The following is a 17716-nucleotide window of genomic DNA, read 5'->3' as shown; positions in this document are numbered from 1 at the left end:
TGTAACTGGCAGGGAGCAGATTCCTGCGTCATCATGGGCCACTTTTGTATGGCAGCCCAAAGGACGCCCCATGAATCTGCCTCCCCGCCAGCAACAAATCCTCGAACTGGTCCGCGAACGCGGCTACGTCAGTATCGAGGAAATGGCGCAGCTATTCGTTGTCACCCCGCAAACCATCCGCCGCGATATCAACCAGCTGGCGGACGCCAATCTGCTGCGCCGCTACCACGGCGGCGCGGCCTATGACTCCAGTGTCGAAAACACCGCCTACGCCATGCGTGCCGACCAGATGCGCGACGAGAAACAGCGCATCGGCGAAGCCATCGCCGCGCAAATCCCCGATCACGCGTCGCTGTTCATCAACATCGGCACCACCACCGAATCCATCGCACGTGCGCTGTTAAACCACAATCACCTGAAAATCATCACCAACAACCTCAACGTCGCCACCATGCTCAGTGCCAAGGACGACTTCGATGTGTTGCTGACCGGCGGTAATGTGCGCCGTGATGGCGGCGTGGTGGGCCAGGCCAGCGTGGACTTTATCAACCAGTTCAAAGTCGACTTCGCCCTGGTGGGTATCAGCGGCATTGACGAGGACGGCAGCCTGCTCGACTTCGATTACCAGGAAGTGCGGGTGTCACAGGCGATCATCGCCAATGCACGCCAGGTGATCCTGGCGGCGGACTCGAGCAAGTTCGGGCGCAATGCCATGATTCGCCTGGGGCCGATCAGCCTGGTGGACTGCCTGGTGACCGACCAGCAGCCCGTACCGGCGCTGGTGCAGTTGTTGAACCAGCATAAGGTTCGCCTGGAAGTGGTCTAGCGCCTGCATTGACGCCATCGGGGGCAAGCTCCCTCCCACCTTTGATGTGTGAACCCGCTCAAATGTGGGAGGGGCGGTGCGACGATTCGACTTGCCCCCGATGGCGATCTATCTGACAGGCCATTGCCTAAGCCTGCCTCGGTTTCATGTTCACAAATTTTCTTTTCTCGCCCCTTCGATGAGTTTTTTCAATCGAAATCGGGTGGCTGTGGGCGCGTTTATCAGCTACCATTTTCGCAAATGAACATTAATGTTCGAATTCCAATACGAAAAAGATCGCGAGGCCAGCCGATGAACCCTTCTACCTTGCCTGCTCCACCGCTTGCCGAAGTCTATGACGTTGCCGTTATCGGTGGCGGGATCAATGGCGTCGGCATTGCAGCAGACGCAGCCGGGCGCGGTCTGTCGGTGTTCCTTTGCGAAAAGGACGACCTGGCCAGCCACACCTCTTCCGCCAGCAGCAAGCTCATCCATGGCGGCCTGCGCTACCTCGAACATTACGAATTCCGCCTGGTGCGCGAAGCCCTGGCCGAACGTGAAGTGCTGCTGGGCAAGGCACCGCACATCGTCAAACAAATGCGCTTTGTGCTGCCACACCGCCCGCACCTGCGTCCGGCGTGGATGATCCGTGCCGGCCTGTTCCTGTATGACCACTTGGGCAAGCGGGAAAAGCTCGCCGGTTCGAAAAGCCTCAAGTTCGGCCCTGACAGCCCGCTGAAAAGCGAAATTACCAAAGGCTTCGAATACTCCGACTGCTGGGTCGATGACGCCCGCCTGGTCGTACTCAATGCCATGGCCGCCCGTGAAAAAGGCGCGCATATCCACACCCAGACCCGTTGCGTCAGCGCCCACCGCAGCAAGGGCCTGTGGGAAATGAACATGGAACGCGCCGATGGCAGCCTGTTCTCGATCCGCGCCAAGGCGCTGGTGAATGCAGCCGGCCCATGGGTCGCCAAGTTCATCAAGGAAGACCTGAAGCTCGATTCGCCCTACGGTATCCGCCTGATCCAAGGCAGCCACCTGATCGTGCCGAAACTGTATGAAGGCGCCCACGCGCACATCCTGCAGAACGAAGACCAGCGTATCGTCTTCACCATTCCCTACCTGAACCACCTGACCATCATCGGCACCACCGACCGCGAATACACCGGCGACCCGGCAAAAGTGGCGATTACCGAAGGCGAAACCGACTACATGCTCAAAGTCGTCAACGCCCACTTCAAGAAACAGCTGAGCCGCGACGACATCGTCCACACCTACTCCGGGGTGCGTCCGCTGTGCAATGACGAGTCGGACAACCCCTCGGCCATCACCCGCGACTACACCCTGTCCCTCTCCGGCGGCACGGGCGAAGCACCGATCCTGTCGGTATTCGGCGGCAAGCTGACCACCTATCGCAAGCTCGCCGAATCGGCGATGGCGCAATTGGCACCGTACTTCACCCAGATGCGCCCAAGCTGGACTGCCACGGCCAGCCTGCCCGGTGGCGAGGACATGACCACGCCAGAAGCGCTGGCCGAGGCCATTCGCGCCAAATTCGACTGGGTACCCAGCGAGATCGCGCGCCGCTGGTCCACCACCTACGGCAGCCGTACCTGGCGCCTGCTGGAAGGCGTGCACACCCTGGCCGACCTGGGTGACCACCTGGGTGGCGGCCTGTACACCCGCGAAGTCGACTACCTGTGTGCCGAAGAGTGGGCGACCCAACCCCAGGACATCCTGTGGCGCCGCACCAAGCTCGGCCTGTTCACCACCCCGGAAGAACAGGACAACGTGCAACGTTACCTGTCCAAGGTTGAACAGAACCGTAGCCGCATCCAGGCAGCCTGACGGACCCGTCGTACAAAAGCCCCTGCGCCCTGTGGCCCAGGGGCTTTTTCATGCCGGCCTCCACATTCGGTTTTCCGAACGCAATCCATCATCCGATTCGGTTTGCCGGATCGAACTGTTGCAAATTTGCCGTCACGCAAAGTTAATCTCGATATAAATCAACCAGTTAACCTTTTCCTCCCGGTCTGGCACGACTCATGCTCTACACTCTCTCACGATTGCCTTGGACGCCTCAGGAGCCGTCACGGGCATTCGCCGTACAAGAGAGCCGTCTAGCCGGCTTCATAAAAAAAACAAATGTCGAGGAAGTATTGATGCGCATCGTTCCCCATATTTTGGGCGCAGCTATCGCTGCTGCTCTGATCAGCACTCCAGTTTTCGCCGCCGAACTCACCGGCACACTGAAGAAAATCAACGACTCCGGCACCATCACCCTCGGGCACCGCGATAGCTCCATTCCGTTTTCCTACATTGCGGATGCTTCAGGCAAGCCAGTGGGCTACTCCCACGACATCCAGCTGGCCATCGTCGAAGCCCTGAAAAAAGACCTGAACAAACCCGACCTGCAGACCAAGTACAACCTGGTCACCTCGCAGACCCGTATCCCGCTGGTGCAGAACGGCACCGTGGACATCGAGTGCGGTTCCACCACCAACAACGCCGAACGCGCCCAGCAAGTCGCCTTCACCACCAACATCTTCGAAATCGGCACTCGCCTGCTGGTCAAGAAAGACAAGGAAGGCAAGCCTAGCTACGCCGACTTTGCCGACCTGAAAGGCAAGAACGTCGTGACCACCGCCGGCACCACGTCCGAGCGCATCATCAAGGCGATGAACGCCGACAAGCAGATGGGCATGAACGTTATCTCCGCCAAAGACCACGGCGAGTCCTTCCAGATGCTGGAAAGCGGCCGTGCCGTAGCGTTCATGATGGACGACGCCCTGCTGGCCGGTGAAGAGGCCAAGGCCAAGAAGCCGGATGACTGGGTCATTACCGGTACACCGCAGTCCTTTGAAGCCTATGCCTGCATGGTTCGCAAAGACGACCCAGCCTTCAAGAAAGCCGTGGATGACGCCATCGTCGGCCTGTACAAGTCCGGCGAAATCAACAAGATCTACGCCAAGTGGTTCGAAAGCCCGATCCCACCAAAAGGTCTGAACCTTAACTTCCCGATGAGCGAAAAGGTCAAGGAACTGATCAAGAACCCGACCGACAAGCCGGCGCCGGAAGTAAAGATCTAAATACTGACTAACCTTATCTCCTGAGGGAGCCAACGCTCCCTCAGGCGTCTGTTACTACCTGCTGGCTGTATTTTGGAACACTCGACCTGGCGGTTTTCGAGCCGATCGCGTGTGCCTGACGTTCGTCGTCAGGCGGGAAAGGATCTTCCCCAAGCGGGTGCTTGTACATCGATCGATCTCGAGGGGAGACCCTAATGAATTACAACTGGGACTGGGGCGTGTTCTTCAAGTCCACCGGCGTGGGCAGCGAGACTTATCTCGACTGGTACATCGCCGGCCTGGGCTGGACCATCGCCATCGCTGTCGTGGCATGGATTATCGCCTTGCTGCTGGGGTCCATTCTGGGCGTCATGCGCACCGTGCCAAACCGTCTCGTATCGGGCATTGCGACCTGCTACGTGGAACTGTTTCGTAACGTACCGCTGCTGGTGCAGCTGTTCATCTGGTACTTCCTGATACCCGACCTGCTGCCGCAGAACCTGCAGGACTGGTACAAGCAGGACCTCAACCCGACCACCTCGGCCTACCTGAGCGTTGTCGTGTGCCTGGGCCTGTTCACCGCCGCCCGTGTGTGTGAACAGGTGCGCACCGGCATCCAGGCGCTGCCACGTGGCCAAGAAGCGGCCGCACGCGCCATGGGTTTCAAGCTGCCGCAGATCTACTGGAACGTGCTGCTGCCCCAGGCCTACCGGATCATCATTCCGCCGCTTACCTCGGAATTCCTCAACGTGTTCAAGAACTCCTCCGTGGCGTCCTTGATCGGCCTGATGGAACTGCTGGCGCAAACCAAGCAGACCGCCGAGTTCTCGGCCAACCTGTTCGAGGCCTTCACCCTGGCCACGCTGATCTACTTCACCCTGAACATGAGCCTAATGCTGCTGATGCGCGTGGTCGAGAAGAAAGTCGCAGTGCCCGGCCTGATCTCCGTGGGGGGTAAATAATGGAATTCGATTTCAGCGGCATCATCCCCGCCATCCCGGGCCTGTGGAACGGCATGGTCATGACCTTGAAGCTGATGGTCATGGGCGTGGTCGGCGGCATCATCATCGGCACCGTCCTGGCCCTGATGCGCCTGTCGTCCAACAAGCTGTTGTCCCGCGTGGCCGGCGCCTATGTGAACTACTTCCGTTCGATCCCGCTGCTGCTGGTGATCACCTGGTTCTACCTGGCGGTACCGTTCGTACTGCGCTGGATCACCGGCCAGGACACGCCAATCGGGGCATTCACCTCCTGCGTCGTGGCGTTCATGATGTTCGAGGCCGCGTACTTCTGCGAGATCGTACGGGCCGGCGTGCAGTCGATCCCCAAGGGCCAGATGGCCGCCGCACAAGCGATGGGCATGACCTACGGCCAGACCATGCGCCTGATCATCCTGCCCCAGGCGTTCCGCAAGATGACCCCGTTGCTGCTGCAACAGAGCATCATCCTGTTCCAGGACACCTCGCTGGTCTACACCGTGGGCCTGGTGGACTTCCTCAACTCCGCCCGCTCCAACGGCGACATCATTGGCCGCTCCAATGAGTTCCTGATCTTCGCCGGTGTCGTCTACTTCATCATCAGCTTTTCCGCCTCGCTGCTGGTCAAGCGTCTGCAAAAAAGGTTTGCCGTATGATCTCTATCAAGAATGTCAACAAGTGGTATGGCGACTTCCAGGTGCTGACCGATTGCAGCACCGAGGTCAAGAAAGGCGAAGTGATCGTGGTGTGCGGGCCGTCCGGTTCGGGCAAATCCACCCTGATCAAATGCGTCAACGCGCTGGAACCGTTCCAGAAGGGCGATGTGATCGTCGACGGCACTTCCATCGCCGATCCGAAGACCGACCTGCCGAAGTTGCGTTCGCGCGTGGGCATGGTGTTCCAGCACTTCGAGCTGTTCCCGCACCTGACCATCACCGAAAACCTGACCATTGCGCAGATCAAGGTGCTCGGCCGCAGCAAGGAAGAAGCCACCAAGAAAGGCCTGCAACTGCTTGATCGTGTTGGCCTGTCGGCCCACGCCCACAAGCACCCTGGCCAGCTTTCCGGTGGCCAGCAGCAACGTGTGGCGATTGCCCGCGCCCTGGCCATGGACCCGATCGTCATGCTGTTCGACGAACCGACCTCCGCCCTCGACCCGGAAATGGTCAACGAAGTGCTGGACGTGATGGTGCAACTGGCCCAGGAAGGCATGACCATGATGTGTGTGACCCACGAAATGGGCTTCGCCCGCAAAGTGGCCGACCGCGTGATCTTCATGGACGCCGGCAAGATCATCGAAGACTGCCCGAAAGAAGAATTCTTCGGCGACATCAGCGCCCGCTCCGAGCGTGCGCAGCACTTCCTTGAGAAAATCCTGCAGCACTAAAAACAGCAGCGCTCCCTTCTGCGAGGGCGAGCGGGCTTGTTGTGGCGAGCGGGCTTGCCCCGCGTTGGGCCGCGGAGCGGCCCCAGTACTGAGGAATGCGGTGTGTCAGGCAATCCTCAGTAGCTGGTTTGGGGCCGCTTCGCGGCCCAACGCGGGGCAAGCCCGCTCGCCACCACAAGCCCACCCACCACAAGCCCGCTCGCCACAATCAGTCCGCTCGCAGCAGGACAAACATCGTCACCATAACTGGTTGACCCAAGGCATCTGTGATGAAATGCGACCCCAACCTCTATCGCGCCGCGCCGCCATCACTTGCCGTGAAGCCCCGCCTGATTCGCCAACTATTCCTGCCGCCGTTGATCATCGCCCTGATGGTCGGCCTGGGTTACATCGGCTTCTGGATCAGTGAGTACTACGGTATCCGCACCCTCAGCGATACCGGCGAGCGCCAACTGGAGTTGCACGCCCGCACGGTCGAAAGTGAACTGAGCAAATACACCTACCTGCCCAGCCTCCTGGAACTGGAATCCAGTGTCTCCAAGCTGCTGGCCGACCCAAACCAAGAAACCCGCAAAACCGTCAACGACTACCTCGAAGGCCTGAACCGACGCAGCCGCAGCCGGGCCATCTACGTGATGGACACCACCGGCAGGGTGCTGGCCACCAGCAACTGGCGCGACGCCGACAGCTACCAGGGTGAAGACCTGTCCTTCCGGGCCTATTTCCAGAACGCGGTACGCGGCCAGCCAGGGCGTTTCTACGGCATCGGCAGCACCAACGGCGAACCCGGCTACTACCTGGCCCACGGCCTGGAAGAGCACGGCAAGATCATCGGCGTCGCCGTGGTCAAGGTGCGCCTCGAAGCCTTGGAAGAACGCTGGCAGCGCGCACGCCTCGAAGCATTTGTCAGCGATGAGAACGGCATCATCATCCTCTCCAGCGACCCGGCCCGCCGCCTCAAGGCCGTGCGACCGCTGAGTGACGAGACCAAGGAACGCCTGGCCCACAGCCTGCAATATTACTGGGCCACGCTCAACGAGCTGGAACCCCTGGCCCGCGAGCGCCTCAACGAAGGCACCGAAAAACTGACCTTCCCGGCCAACAGCGAAGTGGTGGCGGACGAGCGGGAGGTCAGCTACCTCGCCCAGACTCGACCGCTGAGCGACACACCCTGGAATTTCACCCTGCTCACCCCGCTCAACGACCTGCGCCGCGCCGCAATCAACCAGGGCATCCTGGTGGCCGTCGCCTTTGGTCTGGTGGCATTCCTGTTGATTGCCTGGAACGAGCGGCGCAAAGTCATCGCCACCCGCCTCGCCGCTCGGGAGGCATTGCAGGAAGCCAACAGCCAGCTGGAACGTCGGATTGCCGAACGTACCGCCGACCTGCGCGCCAGCAACGAACGGCTCAAGGGCCAGATTCGCGAACGGCGCCAGGCCGAAGAGACCCTGCGCCGCGCCCAGGATGAACTGGTGCAGGCCGGCAAGCTCGCCGCCATCGGCCAGATGTCCACCAGCATCGCCCACGAACTGAACCAACCCCTGGCCGCGCTGCGCACGTTGTCCGGCAACACGGTGCGCTTCCTCGAACGCGGGGCGCTGGATACCGCCAGCGCCAACCTCAAGACCATCAACGAACTGATCGACCGCATGGGCCGCATCACCGCCAGCCTGCGCTCCTTCGCCCGGCGTGGCGATGACCAGGGCGAAGCCAACCTGGGCAAGGCCGTGGACGCCGCGTTCCAGGTGCTCGGCGCACGCCTGGACAGCCTGCCGCTGACCCTGCACCGCGACTTCTCCCCTGCCCTTTTGCAGATCGACCAGACACGCCTGGAACAGATCCTGGTCAACCTGATCGGCAATGCCCTCGATGCGATGCAGGCACAACCGGCCCCCGAACTGTGGCTCGAAGGCAGCAGCGCCGACGGTAAATATCGCCTGCTTGTGCGCGACAACGGCCACGGCATCGACCCCGAGGCACGCAAGCATCTGTTCGAACCGTTCTTCACCACCAAACCCGGCGAGCAAGGCCTCGGCCTGGGCCTGACCCTGTCCGCCAGCCTCGCGGCGGCCACGGGTGGCAACCTCGCCGTGGAACACCCAGCCAGTGGTGGTACGGCCTTTGTCCTCTGCCTGCCTTTGGCGGGCGCTCAAAAAACTGAGTCGACATGAACGTAGAAAAAAACACTGACCTGACCGTCCTGATCGTCGAAGACGACCCCCATGTGCTGCTCGGCTGCCAGCAAGCCTTCGCGCTGGAGGACATCCCCAGCGTCGGTGTGGCCAGTGCCGAAGAGGCGTTGAAGCACGTCGACGAAAACTTTGCCGGCATCGTCATCAGCGATATTCGCCTGCCGGGCATCGACGGCCTGGAACTGCTGACCCGCCTCAAGGCCCTGGATAAAAGCCTGCCGGTGGTGCTGATCACCGGGCATGGCGATATCTCCATGGCCGTCGGCGCCATGCGCAACGGCGCCTACGACTTCATGGAGAAGCCCTTCTCCCCCGAGCGCCTGGTCGATGTGGCCCGCCGCGCCCTGGAACAACGCGGGCTGGCGCGGGAAGTCTGGTCGCTGCGCCGCCAGTTGGCCGAGCGCGATTCCCTTGAAGGCCGCATCATCGGCCGTTCGCCGGCCATGCAGAACCTGCGCGAATTGATCGCCAACGTCGCCGACACCTCGGCCAACGTGCTGATCGAAGGCGAGACCGGCACCGGCAAGGAACTGGTCGCGCGCTGCCTGCATGATTTCAGCCGGCGCCACGATCACCCGTTCGTTGCGCTGAACTGTGGCGGCCTGCCGGAAAACCTGTTCGAAAGCGAAATCTTCGGCCACGAAGCCAACGCCTTTACCGGCGCCGGCAAACGTCGCATCGGCAAGATCGAACACGCCCACCAAGGCACGCTGTTTCTCGATGAAGTGGAAAGCATGCCGATCAACCTGCAGATCAAGTTGCTGCGCGTGTTGCAGGAGCGCACCCTGGAACGCCTGGGTTCGAACCAGAGCGTGGCCGTGGATTGCCGGGTGATCGCCGCCACCAAGTCCAACCTCGATGAACTGAGCCGCGCCAACCAGTTCCGCAGCGACCTGTACTACCGCCTCAACGTGGTCACCCTGGAACTGCCGCCCCTGCGCGAACGCCGCGAAGACATCCTGCAACTGTTCGAGCACTTCCTGCAGCAGTCATCACTGCGCTTTGACCGCAGCGTGCCGGACCTCGACAACCAGACCCTGTCCAGCCTGATGAGCCACGACTGGCCCGGTAACGTGCGCGAACTGCGCAACGTCGCCGAACGCTTCGCCCTGGGCCTGCCCGCCTTCAAGAAAAGCGGCGCCAGCAGCGGCGGCCAGGGCCTGGCCTTTACCGAGGCCGTGGAAGCCTTCGAGCGCAACCTGCTCAACGACGCCCTGCAACGCAGCGGCGGCAACCTGACCCAGGCCAGCCAGGAACTGGGGATGGCCAAGACCACGCTGTTCGACAAAGTCAAGAAATACGGGTTGAGCCACTGATGGATCTTGTATTGAAGGCCGCACTGGGCGCGGCAGTGGTGCTGATCCTGGCGGCGCTGGCCAAGACCAGAAACTACTACATCGCCGGGCTGGTGCCGCTGTTTCCGACCTTTGCGCTGATCGCTCATTACATCGTCGGCAAGGGCCGCTCGGTGGACGATTTGAAGACCACGATCCTGTTTGGGATGTGGTCGATCATTCCGTATTTTGTGTACCTGGCGACGTTGTACGTGATGGTGGATCGGATGCGGCTGGAGGCCTCTTTAGCCGTAGCAGCGGTAGCGTGGCTGATGGCCGCGACGGTGTTAGTCAGCGTGTGGGTACGCGTCCACGCCTGACACCACTCAATCCAACTGTGGGAGCAAGCCCCCTCCCACCGTTTTATCCCGGTTGTGTCAGCGGACTATCTTGTCGATCTGGATCCCGAGTTTCTTCAACCGATACCAGAAGCTGCGCTCGGAAATCCCGATCTTCGCCGCCGCCGCAGCCTGCACGCCATGGCACTCGTGCAACGCCGCAAGAATGTAGGCTTTCTCGACCTCGGCCAGCGCCGCATCCAGGTCCTGGGGAATGCCCGGCCCGTCGCTGAGGATCGCCGTCACACCGCCCTCGCTTGGCTTGGACGCAAACAGGTAACCCGGCAGGTCGATATCCTCGATCACCGGCTTTGCGGCCACGATAGTCGCCCGCTCAACGCAGTTCTGCAGCTCACGGATATTGCCCGGCCAGTGATACGCCGCCATGGCCTGCAACGCTTCGGCGCTGAAGCCGGTGATGCGTTTGCCGGCGGTGGCGCTGAGGGTCTGGGCGAAATGCCGGGCCAGGGGTGCGATATCTTCCACACGTTCACGCAGGGCCGGCAGCGGGATCGGAAACACATTGAGACGGTAATACAGGTCTTCGCGAAACTCTTTGTTGGCCACCGCCTCCAGCAAGTTCTTGTTGGTGGCCGCGATCACACGCACGTCCACCTTGCGCTCGCGGGGGTCACCCACCGGTTCGATCACCCGCTCCTGCAAGGCGCGCAGGATCTTGGCTTGCAACGCCAGGGGCATATCGCCCACTTCGTCGAGAAACAGCGTGCCCTTGTCGGCCTGCATAAAGCGCCCTACCCGATCAGACACGGCGCCGGTAAAGGCGCCCTTGCGATGACCGAACATTTCGCTTTCCAGCAGCCCTTCGGGGATCGCCGCGCAATTGACCGCCACGAAAGGCTTGTCGGCACGGCTGCCGTGCTTGTGGATGGCGCGGGCGACCATCTCCTTGCCGGTGCCGCTTTCGCCGGTCAGCAAGATGGTTGCGGTACTGTCACGCACCGAGTCCACGGCGTGCAGTACCTTGCGAAACGCCGGGCTATCGCCCACCAGGCTGTCGAACTGCGCGTGTTCATCCAGTTCGGCACGCATGCGCGCGTTGTCGCGCATGATGTCGCGAAATTGCAGGGCCTTGGCCACGGTGATGTCCAGCTCGTCGATATCGAACGGCTTGGCGATGTAGTCGTAGGCGCCGTTGCGCATCGACTGCACGGCATTTTTTACCGTGCTGTAGGCGGTCATCACGATCACCGGTACCTGGGGAAATCGCACCTTGATTTCGGCCAGCAGCGCCGGCCCGTCCATGCCGGGCATGCGCCAGTCACTGATCACCAGGTCGATGTCTTCCTGGTCCAGCACTTTGAGCGCATGCAGGCCGTTGCCCGCGGTGAACACCTGGATGCCGTTCTGGCCCAGGGCGGAGGACAGCAAGTCACAGAGCTTGGGCTCGTCGTCGACCACCAATACGTTATGCGTCATGACTTTCCTCATCATCAGCGTCGTCTTCACCATGAGCCGGAATGTACAGGCTGAAGGTGGCGCCCGCATCGTTCTCACTGACACATTCGATGCTGCCGTCATGACTTTCCATGATCGAATAGACTTTAGCCAGGCCCAGGCCGGTGCCGGATGCCTTGGTGGTGACGAATGGCGTGAAGATGCGCTCGATCATATCCGCCGCAATGCCCTGCCCGGTGTCGGCGATGCTGATGACGGTGTTGTCGTTGACCGTGCGAATGCCCAGGGTCAGGCGCCCGCCTTCGGGCATTGCATCGATGGCGTTGAGGATCAGGTTCAGGCACGCCTGCTTGAGCTGCTTGGCGTCGGCATAGATCGTCGCGCCGGGGGCCTGGTCGTCGATCTGCGCCTGGATGTTGTGGGTCGCCAGCTCCGGGCCGCAGAAGCCGAGGATTTCTTCGACCAATGGGCGCGCCGCCTGCAACACGCGCAAGGGCGGATTGGGTTTGGCGAAGTCGAGGAATTCGGTGATCAGGTCGTTGATCCGGCTGACCTCGCTGATCACGTATTCCAAATGGCGCCTGTCGCTTTCCGGCAGGTCGGAGCGACGATGCAGCAACTGGGTGGCGGTTTTGATGATGCCCAGCGGGTTGCGGATTTCATGGGCCAGGCCCATGGCGACCTCGCCCAGGGCATGCAGGCGGTCACGCCGACGCAGCTGGGCCTCGAGGTGATGCAGCTCGCCCAGGCGCTCGGTCATATGGTTGAAGGTGCTGCTCAATTGCGCCAGCTCATCGCCACCGCTGACCACCACCCGGTGTGTGTAGTTGCCCGAAATCACTGCGCTTACGCCCTGGGACAGGTCACGCAACGGCTGGGTCAGGCGCCGCGACACCAGCACCCCCGCCGCCAGGGACAACGCCGAACTGAGCAGGAAAATCAGCACAAACAGATTGCTCTGGTTCACCAGCCCCACCAGGCTGGTATGCCGCAGCAGGCCACTGAAGATCACCCCTTGCAGCTCGCCATTGTCATTGAATATCGGCCAGTACAACCCGCTGTAGTTATTGGTGAACTGCTCGCTGGGCTGGCGGGTGCTGCGCAATGCGGCCTCGACACTCTTCGGAATGCGCGAGGGGTGATCCTGAAAGCGCTGGGTCGAGAAGATTTCCGTAAAGCCGCCCGGATTGGCCAGGTACAAACGCAGGTCGAGGGAATGCACGTCGGCCACGCTGGTCAGGAAGCTGCTGTCCAGGTAGGTCGCCACCAGCAACACATAGTCGACATCGTCCCGGGTGGTCTCGAAGGTCGAGACCACGATACCGGTACTCACCCCCGCCACTTGCACGGTCTGCAACACCGCGTTGCTGGTCAGGCTGATCTGCTTGACGATGTCGTCGGAGGCGGTGCTGAACACCAGCTTGTGGTCGCTGGTGCGAATCAGCGCCACCACGTCGATATCCGTCGCCTGGGCGATATCGGCGGTCAGCCGGTCGTGCTTGGCTGCCTGCCGGCTGGAGGGCGGGCTGGTGTAGCGCAGGAACAATTTAGCCATGCGCGCGTTGTCATGCAGGATGTCACCGATCTCGTCCTTGACGATCTTGGTCGACTCCTGCAGCCAGATGCGCACGTTGCTGTCGAAAATCTGCGACAACGTGGTGGCGGCCAGCTCAGCCGCGATCATGGTCGGGATGACGCTGACCAACCAGAACGCCAGCACCAGCTTGCGCTGGACGCTCCAGCGCGAAATGGCAAAGGGACGGGCTTTCTGGCGGGTCTTGGTGATCATCAGGTTTCGCTTATCGCAGCAGCCATGGCAGGGTCGGAACGATCCGGTCGGATAAAAATCTTCACTACTTTGAGCAGGGTGTTCACCAGCCGATTGCGGTGGCGGAAGAACAGGCTGTTGCCTTCGAACTCGCACCCCAGGCGCAGCTTACTGGCATACCCGGCCTGGCCGCACTCATACACTGCAATATTGTGCTGGATACAGTAATCGACATTGGTCAGCCAGCTGCGGAAGTACAAGTTGTAGTCACGGGTGTACTCGACGTCGTGCCCGAAGAACTTATCGACCAACCGATGCTGGTCTACCAGGATCAGGTTGAACGCCACCAACTGCGCGTCCACCCAGTAAAGTACACAGACCGCACGCTCTCCAAGGCGTTCGAGCACGCCGGTGAAGTAGCCGGCGGGCAGGCGCTCGAACTGCAGGTCGGCGCGGGTGAGCGTGGCCTCGTACAGGCGCATGACCTCGGGCAGCACGTCGTCGATATTGCGTCGCCACTCGACACGCGGGCCCGGTGCGCGCAGTTTGCGGCGCAGGTCCTTGCGCGTGGACTTGCCCAGCGACCCCAGGTAAGCGTCCACCGAGCCATAGGGCAGCGGCAATACCCCGGTGGGCAGGCTCGGCATGCTCTGGAAACCAGCCGCCCGGCAGCTGTCGGCCCAGTGCGGATCATTGGCCGGCGCATCCTTGACCGCCACCAGGCCGATACCGAACGCATCGGCATCCTGGCGGGCGGCCTGGAGCAAATGCTGAAGCAACAGCGGGCGTCGCCCCTGCGGCACGTCACTGGCAAACCCGGCGTCGCAACGCTCGGCCACCGGCGAGCCAATGGCATACAGGCCCAATTGCAAAACACCCGGCCACAGTCGCTCCAGACGCTCGGTCAAGCGCTTGCTGGCGCCCGACACCGTGGTGTCGAGCCGATAATGGGTGATGAACGCGGCGGCCACAGCCACCAGCGTGCCGTTCTCAAAAACCGCCAGGTAACGCCATTGAAAATCGGCGATGGCCGCGTGTTCCACCGCGACGTAATAGTCCCAGTCCTCCAGCGCACCGGGAAAGCAGTCGTTCCAGGCACTGCGCGGGATGGCCCGGACGGTCGGGAAAGCTTGGGTGGTGATCACATCATTTCCCTTGTTATGGCCTGTGCCAAGCGGACGCGTTGTGGCTATGGTGATCAGGCTTGTTGTGGCGAGCGGGCTTGCCCCGCGTTGGGTGGCGAAGCCACCCCAAACCCAGGCACCTCAGCATTGCTTGTGAAGGGGCTGCTTCGCAGCCCGACGCGGGGCAAGCCCGCTCGCCACAACAAGCTCGCTCGCCACAACGAACCGGCTAACCACAACAAACCGGCTAGCCACAACAACCCCGTTAGCCACAAGCAGCCAGCTCACCACAACCCGCCAGCTCGCTGGAGAGTGCGGAGTGTCGCTCGACAAACTCCGTACTCAACTCGATCACGCGGCGGTATTGCAGGTCGACGGTGATCATGTGGTAGCAGTTGTCCAGCAGGATCTTGGTCACCGGCCCGCCGAGGTGGCGTTCCACGTAGTCAGCGTTCCAACGGCTGGTGATGTCGTCCTCGATGGAATGCAACACCAGCGCCGGCACCTTGACCTCGGGCATGCGCTTCTTGACCACGGCGTTCATACGGTGCAACTCGCGCACCGTGATGCCTTCCATGGTCAACAAACCGGCTTCGCTGCTCTCCCCTTCCTTCATCTGCCGCTCGACAATCGCCCGCAGGCGTTCGTTCTTGATGCCATACGGCGGCTTCTCTTCGAAGCGGCAGATATGCACGCCGAACGGAATCTTCATCAGCAACGGCGTGAGGAACGCCAGCTTGTTGATGCTCCAGCCGTCGTACTTCAACGTCGTGGAATACATCAGCAGCCCGGCGACTTGCCCAGGGTGTTCGGCGGCGACGTACATCGACATCACCGCCCCCATGGACAAGCCACCGACAAACACCTGTGCATGGCGCTGTTTGACCTGGGCGAAGGTCTTGCGCACACCTTCGTACCAGTCCAGCCAGCCGGTAGCCTGCAGGTCGCTGTTGTCACCGCAGTGCCCGGCCAGGGTGGGCACGTACACCGTGCAATTGCCCACCTTGGCCAGGCCCTTGGCGACCTGGCGCAGTTCCGTCGGAGTGCCGGTCAGGCCGTGGATCAACAGGATCCCGACCGGACCTTCACCGAGAACGAAGCCGGCATCACCTTCACCGAGGTCGATCTCTGCCGGTTTCACCGTTTGGTCGCCCGCACCAGCAATTGCTCGAGCAGCTTCAGGCCCAGCTCGATTTCCGGGTAGCTGATTTCCAGGGACGGTGCCAGGGTGATCACGTTCTTGTAGTAGCCGCCCACATCGAGGATCAGGCCCAGCTTGCGGCCGTCTACCACCATGTCGCCTTTCATACCTTCCTCGACCATGTAGTCCAGGGTCGCCTTGTCTGGCGTGAAGCCATCCGGGCCGCAGATTTCGCAGCGCAGGGCCAGGCCCAGGCCGTCGACGTCGCCGATGATCGGGAAACGTTTCTGCAAGTCCTGCAGGCCTTCCAGGAAGTATTTGCCCTTGGCCATGACCATCGCGCCGTAGTCGACTTCGTTGGTCATCTTGAACATTTCCAGGCCCACCGCCGTGCCCAATGGGTTGGAGGCGAAGGTGGAGTGGGTCGAACCTGGCGGGAAGACCTTCGGGTTGATCAACTCTTCACGGGCCCAGATACCGCCCAGCGGGTTGAGGCCGTTGGTCAGCGCCTTGCCGAACACGATGATGTCTGGCTTGACGTCGAAGTGCTCGATCGACCACAGCTTGCCGGTGCGATAGAAGCCCATCTGGATTTCATCGGACACCATCAGGATGCCGTGCTGGTCGAGAACCTTCTTCAGCTCGCTGTAGAAGTTCATCGGCGGGATCACATAACCGCCGGTGCCCTGGATCGGCTCGACGTAGAACGCGGCGTATTCACTCTGGCCGACTTTCGGGTCCCACACGCCGTTGTATTCGGTCTCAAACAGGCGGGCGAATTGCTGCACGCAGTGGCTGCCGTATTCTTCCTTGGTCATGCCTTTAGGGCCGCGGAAGTGGTACGGGAACGGGATGAACTGCGCACGCTCGCCGAAGTGGCCGTAGCGACGACGGTAGCGGTAGCTGGAAGTGATCGACGAAGCGCCGAGGGTGCGCCCGTGGTAGCCGCCTTCGAAGGCGAACATCAGGCTCTTGCCGTTGGTGGCGTTACGTACGACCTTCAGGGAGTCTTCGATCGACTGCGAACCGCCGACGTTGAAGTGGACGCGACCGTCGAGGCCGAATTTCTTCTTGGCATCGACCGCGATCATTTCCGACAGCTCGATCTTGCCTTTGTGCAGGTACTGGCTGGCGATTTGCGGCAGGGTGTCGATCTGCTGTTTCAGCGCATTGTTCAGGCGCGGGTTGGCATAGCCGAAGTTGACGGCCGAGTACCACATTTGCAGGTCGAGGTAGGCCTGGTCTTCGGTGTCCCACACGTAGGAGCCTTCGCAGCGGCTGAAAATGCGCGGCGGCTCGATGTAGTGGACAGTGTCGCCGTACGAGCAGTACTTGGCTTCTTTATCCAGAAGCACCTGGTCTTCGGCGGTAGCGATACGGATATCAGACATGGTGGAAGAGTTCCTGATTTTCAATAGAGAGGTCAGTCGCAGCAAAGGTGGTGGCGTTGGCGGCAATGCCCTGGGGCAGCCTGGCCAGCAATGCGGTCACTTCGGCGAAGGTGTCGAAGCGCGCGTGGGGAATGTTGTTGGCTTCGCAGTACTGAGCGAGGCTGCCTTTGGCGAAGACGAAATCGGCGGTGGACGCGACGCACATGTCGGACTTGCCATCGCCGATCACCAGCACGCGCTTGTTGCGCGGCGTGGACTTGCACTTGCAGTTGCCCGACGCGGCGCGGCACGCATCGCTGGAATACGGGAAGTCGATGCGCCAGCTGTCCTGGTCGACCTGGCGCAGGCGGTTGGCGAGGATCGGCAGCAGGGTCACGTAGTTGCGCGACAGAATCCGCGCGATACCCTGCTCGATGCCGTCGCTGACCACTTCGACGGAGGCCCCGAGGCCGATGACGTGATCAACGAAATCCGGGAAGTCCGGGTCGATCTCGACGCTGTCGAAATACGCCAGCAGTTCGCTGGGGGTGGCCTTGATCAGCGCCAGTTGGCGGCTCAGGCATTCGCGTGAACCGATATGCCCATCCAACCATTCCTGCTCGATGGTTTCCCATTCGGGACCCGCGAAGCGTTGGAGGACGTTGTCGATGACATCGGTGGGGGTAATGGTCCCGTCGAAGTCACACACGATATGCCAGTGGATCATCTGCCTGTCCTTGAGTTGGAGGGCTTGAAGAAGAGCGCGCTGTGTGCGCTTGCAGAAGGGGTAGAG

Annotated in this window: 15 protein-coding genes; 9 read left to right on the top strand and 6 right to left on the bottom strand. The window is 61.3% G+C overall.

The window, feature by feature from the left end; all coding sequences use genetic code 11:
* Window positions 1-70: 70 nt before the first annotated feature.
* The 9 genes from P2T68_RS07255 to P2T68_RS07215 all read left to right on the top strand — a co-directional run bounded on the left by P2T68_RS07255 (window position 71) and on the right by P2T68_RS07215 (window position 10086).
* Window positions 71-826 carry a DeoR/GlpR family transcriptional regulator gene (locus tag P2T68_RS07255; protein WP_010212755.1) on the top strand — a complete coding sequence of 252 codons (756 nt, stop codon included), beginning with the start codon at window positions 71-73 and terminating at the stop codon, window positions 824-826.
* A 291-nt stretch (window positions 827-1117) separates the two neighbouring features.
* Window positions 1118-2656 carry a glycerol-3-phosphate dehydrogenase gene (gene glpD / locus P2T68_RS07250; protein WP_102625271.1) on the top strand — a complete coding sequence of 513 codons (1539 nt, stop codon included), beginning with the start codon at window positions 1118-1120 and terminating at the stop codon, window positions 2654-2656.
* Window positions 2657-2970: 314 nt separating this feature from the next.
* Window positions 2971-3897: a glutamate/aspartate ABC transporter substrate-binding protein gene (locus P2T68_RS07245; RefSeq protein ID WP_024073703.1), complete on the top strand. Its 927-nt coding sequence runs from the start codon at window positions 2971-2973 to the stop codon at window positions 3895-3897.
* 194 nt (window positions 3898-4091) lie between these two features.
* Window positions 4092-4838 (top strand): amino acid ABC transporter permease, encoded by a 747-nt coding sequence (locus P2T68_RS07240; RefSeq protein WP_024073702.1) that lies wholly within the window; start codon window positions 4092-4094, stop codon window positions 4836-4838.
* Window positions 4838-5509, top strand: a complete 672-nt coding sequence (locus tag P2T68_RS07235; protein WP_024073701.1) for an ABC transporter permease subunit — start codon at window positions 4838-4840, stop codon at window positions 5507-5509. Before P2T68_RS07240 ends, P2T68_RS07235 begins: the two co-directional genes overlap by 1 nt.
* Window positions 5506-6240: an amino acid ABC transporter ATP-binding protein gene (locus P2T68_RS07230; protein WP_024073700.1), complete on the top strand. Its 735-nt coding sequence runs from the start codon at window positions 5506-5508 to the stop codon at window positions 6238-6240. The genes P2T68_RS07235 and P2T68_RS07230 overlap by 4 nt, the downstream gene beginning before the upstream one ends.
* A gap of 269 nt (window positions 6241-6509) precedes the next feature.
* Window positions 6510-8411, top strand: a complete 1902-nt coding sequence (locus P2T68_RS07225; protein ID WP_041160851.1) for a sensor histidine kinase — start codon at window positions 6510-6512, stop codon at window positions 8409-8411.
* Entirely contained in the window at window positions 8408-9748 is a 1341-nt protein-coding gene (locus tag P2T68_RS07220; RefSeq protein ID WP_024073698.1) for a sigma-54 dependent transcriptional regulator, read from the top strand. The genes P2T68_RS07225 and P2T68_RS07220 overlap by 4 nt, the downstream gene beginning before the upstream one ends.
* Window positions 9748-10086 (top strand): GlpM family protein, encoded by a 339-nt coding sequence (locus tag P2T68_RS07215; RefSeq protein WP_024073697.1) that lies wholly within the window; start codon window positions 9748-9750, stop codon window positions 10084-10086. The genes P2T68_RS07220 and P2T68_RS07215 overlap by 1 nt, the downstream gene beginning before the upstream one ends.
* Window positions 10087-10143: 57 nt before the next feature.
* Here P2T68_RS07215 and P2T68_RS07210 read toward each other — a convergent pair whose 3' ends face one another.
* The 6 genes from P2T68_RS07210 to P2T68_RS07185 all read right to left on the bottom strand — a co-directional run bounded on the left by P2T68_RS07210 (window position 10144) and on the right by P2T68_RS07185 (window position 17650).
* Window positions 10144-11541, bottom strand: a complete 1398-nt coding sequence (locus P2T68_RS07210; RefSeq protein ID WP_277379202.1) for a sigma-54 dependent transcriptional regulator — start codon at window positions 11539-11541, stop codon at window positions 10144-10146.
* The gene (locus P2T68_RS07205; RefSeq protein WP_069075349.1) at window positions 11531-13309 is read right to left on the bottom strand and encodes an ATP-binding protein; all 1779 of its coding nucleotides are present in this window, start codon (window positions 13307-13309) and stop codon (window positions 11531-11533) included. The genes P2T68_RS07210 and P2T68_RS07205 overlap by 11 nt, the downstream gene beginning before the upstream one ends.
* Window positions 13309-14433 carry a GNAT family N-acetyltransferase gene (locus P2T68_RS07200; RefSeq protein ID WP_277379201.1) on the bottom strand — a complete coding sequence of 375 codons (1125 nt, stop codon included), beginning with the start codon at window positions 14431-14433 and terminating at the stop codon, window positions 13309-13311. Before P2T68_RS07200 ends, P2T68_RS07205 begins: the two co-directional genes overlap by 1 nt.
* Before the next feature lie 244 nt (window positions 14434-14677).
* On the bottom strand, window positions 14678-15553 hold the full coding sequence (locus P2T68_RS07195) for an alpha/beta fold hydrolase (RefSeq protein ID WP_024073693.1): 876 nt from the start codon (window positions 15551-15553) through the stop codon (window positions 14678-14680).
* The gene (locus P2T68_RS07190) at window positions 15550-16944 is read right to left on the bottom strand and encodes an aminotransferase class III-fold pyridoxal phosphate-dependent enzyme (RefSeq protein ID WP_024073692.1); all 1395 of its coding nucleotides are present in this window, start codon (window positions 16942-16944) and stop codon (window positions 15550-15552) included. Before P2T68_RS07190 ends, P2T68_RS07195 begins: the two co-directional genes overlap by 4 nt.
* Window positions 16937-17650, bottom strand: coding sequence for an MtnX-like HAD-IB family phosphatase (locus tag P2T68_RS07185; RefSeq protein WP_024073691.1), 714 nt, complete (start codon window positions 17648-17650; stop codon window positions 16937-16939). Before P2T68_RS07185 ends, P2T68_RS07190 begins: the two co-directional genes overlap by 8 nt.
* Window positions 17651-17716 lie beyond the last annotated feature (66 nt).

Source organism: Pseudomonas sp. G11, from assembly GCF_029457515.1.
Taxonomy (GTDB): Bacteria; Pseudomonadota; Gammaproteobacteria; order Pseudomonadales; family Pseudomonadaceae; genus Aquipseudomonas; species Aquipseudomonas gorinensis.
Note: the sequence above shows the minus strand (reverse complement) of the source record. Positions and strands in the feature narration are given on the sequence as shown.

Excerpts from the sequence above, each read along its gene's own strand:
- P2T68_RS07255 (WP_010212755.1), top strand. The coding sequence starts at position 71 with ATGAATCTGCCTCCCCGCCAGCAACAAATCCTCGAACTGGTCCGCGAA.
- glpD (WP_102625271.1), top strand. The coding sequence starts at position 1,118 with ATGAACCCTTCTACCTTGCCTGCTCCACCGCTTGCCGAAGTCTATGAC.
- P2T68_RS07245 (WP_024073703.1), top strand. The coding sequence starts at position 2,971 with ATGCGCATCGTTCCCCATATTTTGGGCGCAGCTATCGCTGCTGCTCTG.
- P2T68_RS07240 (WP_024073702.1), top strand. The coding sequence starts at position 4,092 with ATGAATTACAACTGGGACTGGGGCGTGTTCTTCAAGTCCACCGGCGTG.
- P2T68_RS07235 (WP_024073701.1), top strand. The coding sequence starts at position 4,838 with ATGGAATTCGATTTCAGCGGCATCATCCCCGCCATCCCGGGCCTGTGG.
- P2T68_RS07230 (WP_024073700.1), top strand. The coding sequence starts at position 5,506 with ATGATCTCTATCAAGAATGTCAACAAGTGGTATGGCGACTTCCAGGTG.
- P2T68_RS07225 (WP_041160851.1), top strand. The coding sequence starts at position 6,510 with ATGAAATGCGACCCCAACCTCTATCGCGCCGCGCCGCCATCACTTGCC.
- P2T68_RS07220 (WP_024073698.1), top strand. The coding sequence starts at position 8,408 with ATGAACGTAGAAAAAAACACTGACCTGACCGTCCTGATCGTCGAAGAC.
- P2T68_RS07215 (WP_024073697.1), top strand. The coding sequence starts at position 9,748 with ATGGATCTTGTATTGAAGGCCGCACTGGGCGCGGCAGTGGTGCTGATC.
- P2T68_RS07210 (WP_277379202.1), bottom strand. The coding sequence starts at position 11,541 with ATGACGCATAACGTATTGGTGGTCGACGACGAGCCCAAGCTCTGTGAC.
- P2T68_RS07205 (WP_069075349.1), bottom strand. The coding sequence starts at position 13,309 with ATGATCACCAAGACCCGCCAGAAAGCCCGTCCCTTTGCCATTTCGCGC.
- P2T68_RS07190 (WP_024073692.1), bottom strand. The coding sequence starts at position 16,944 with ATGTCTGATATCCGTATCGCTACCGCCGAAGACCAGGTGCTTCTGGAT.
- P2T68_RS07185 (WP_024073691.1), bottom strand. The coding sequence starts at position 17,650 with ATGATCCACTGGCATATCGTGTGTGACTTCGACGGGACCATTACCCCC.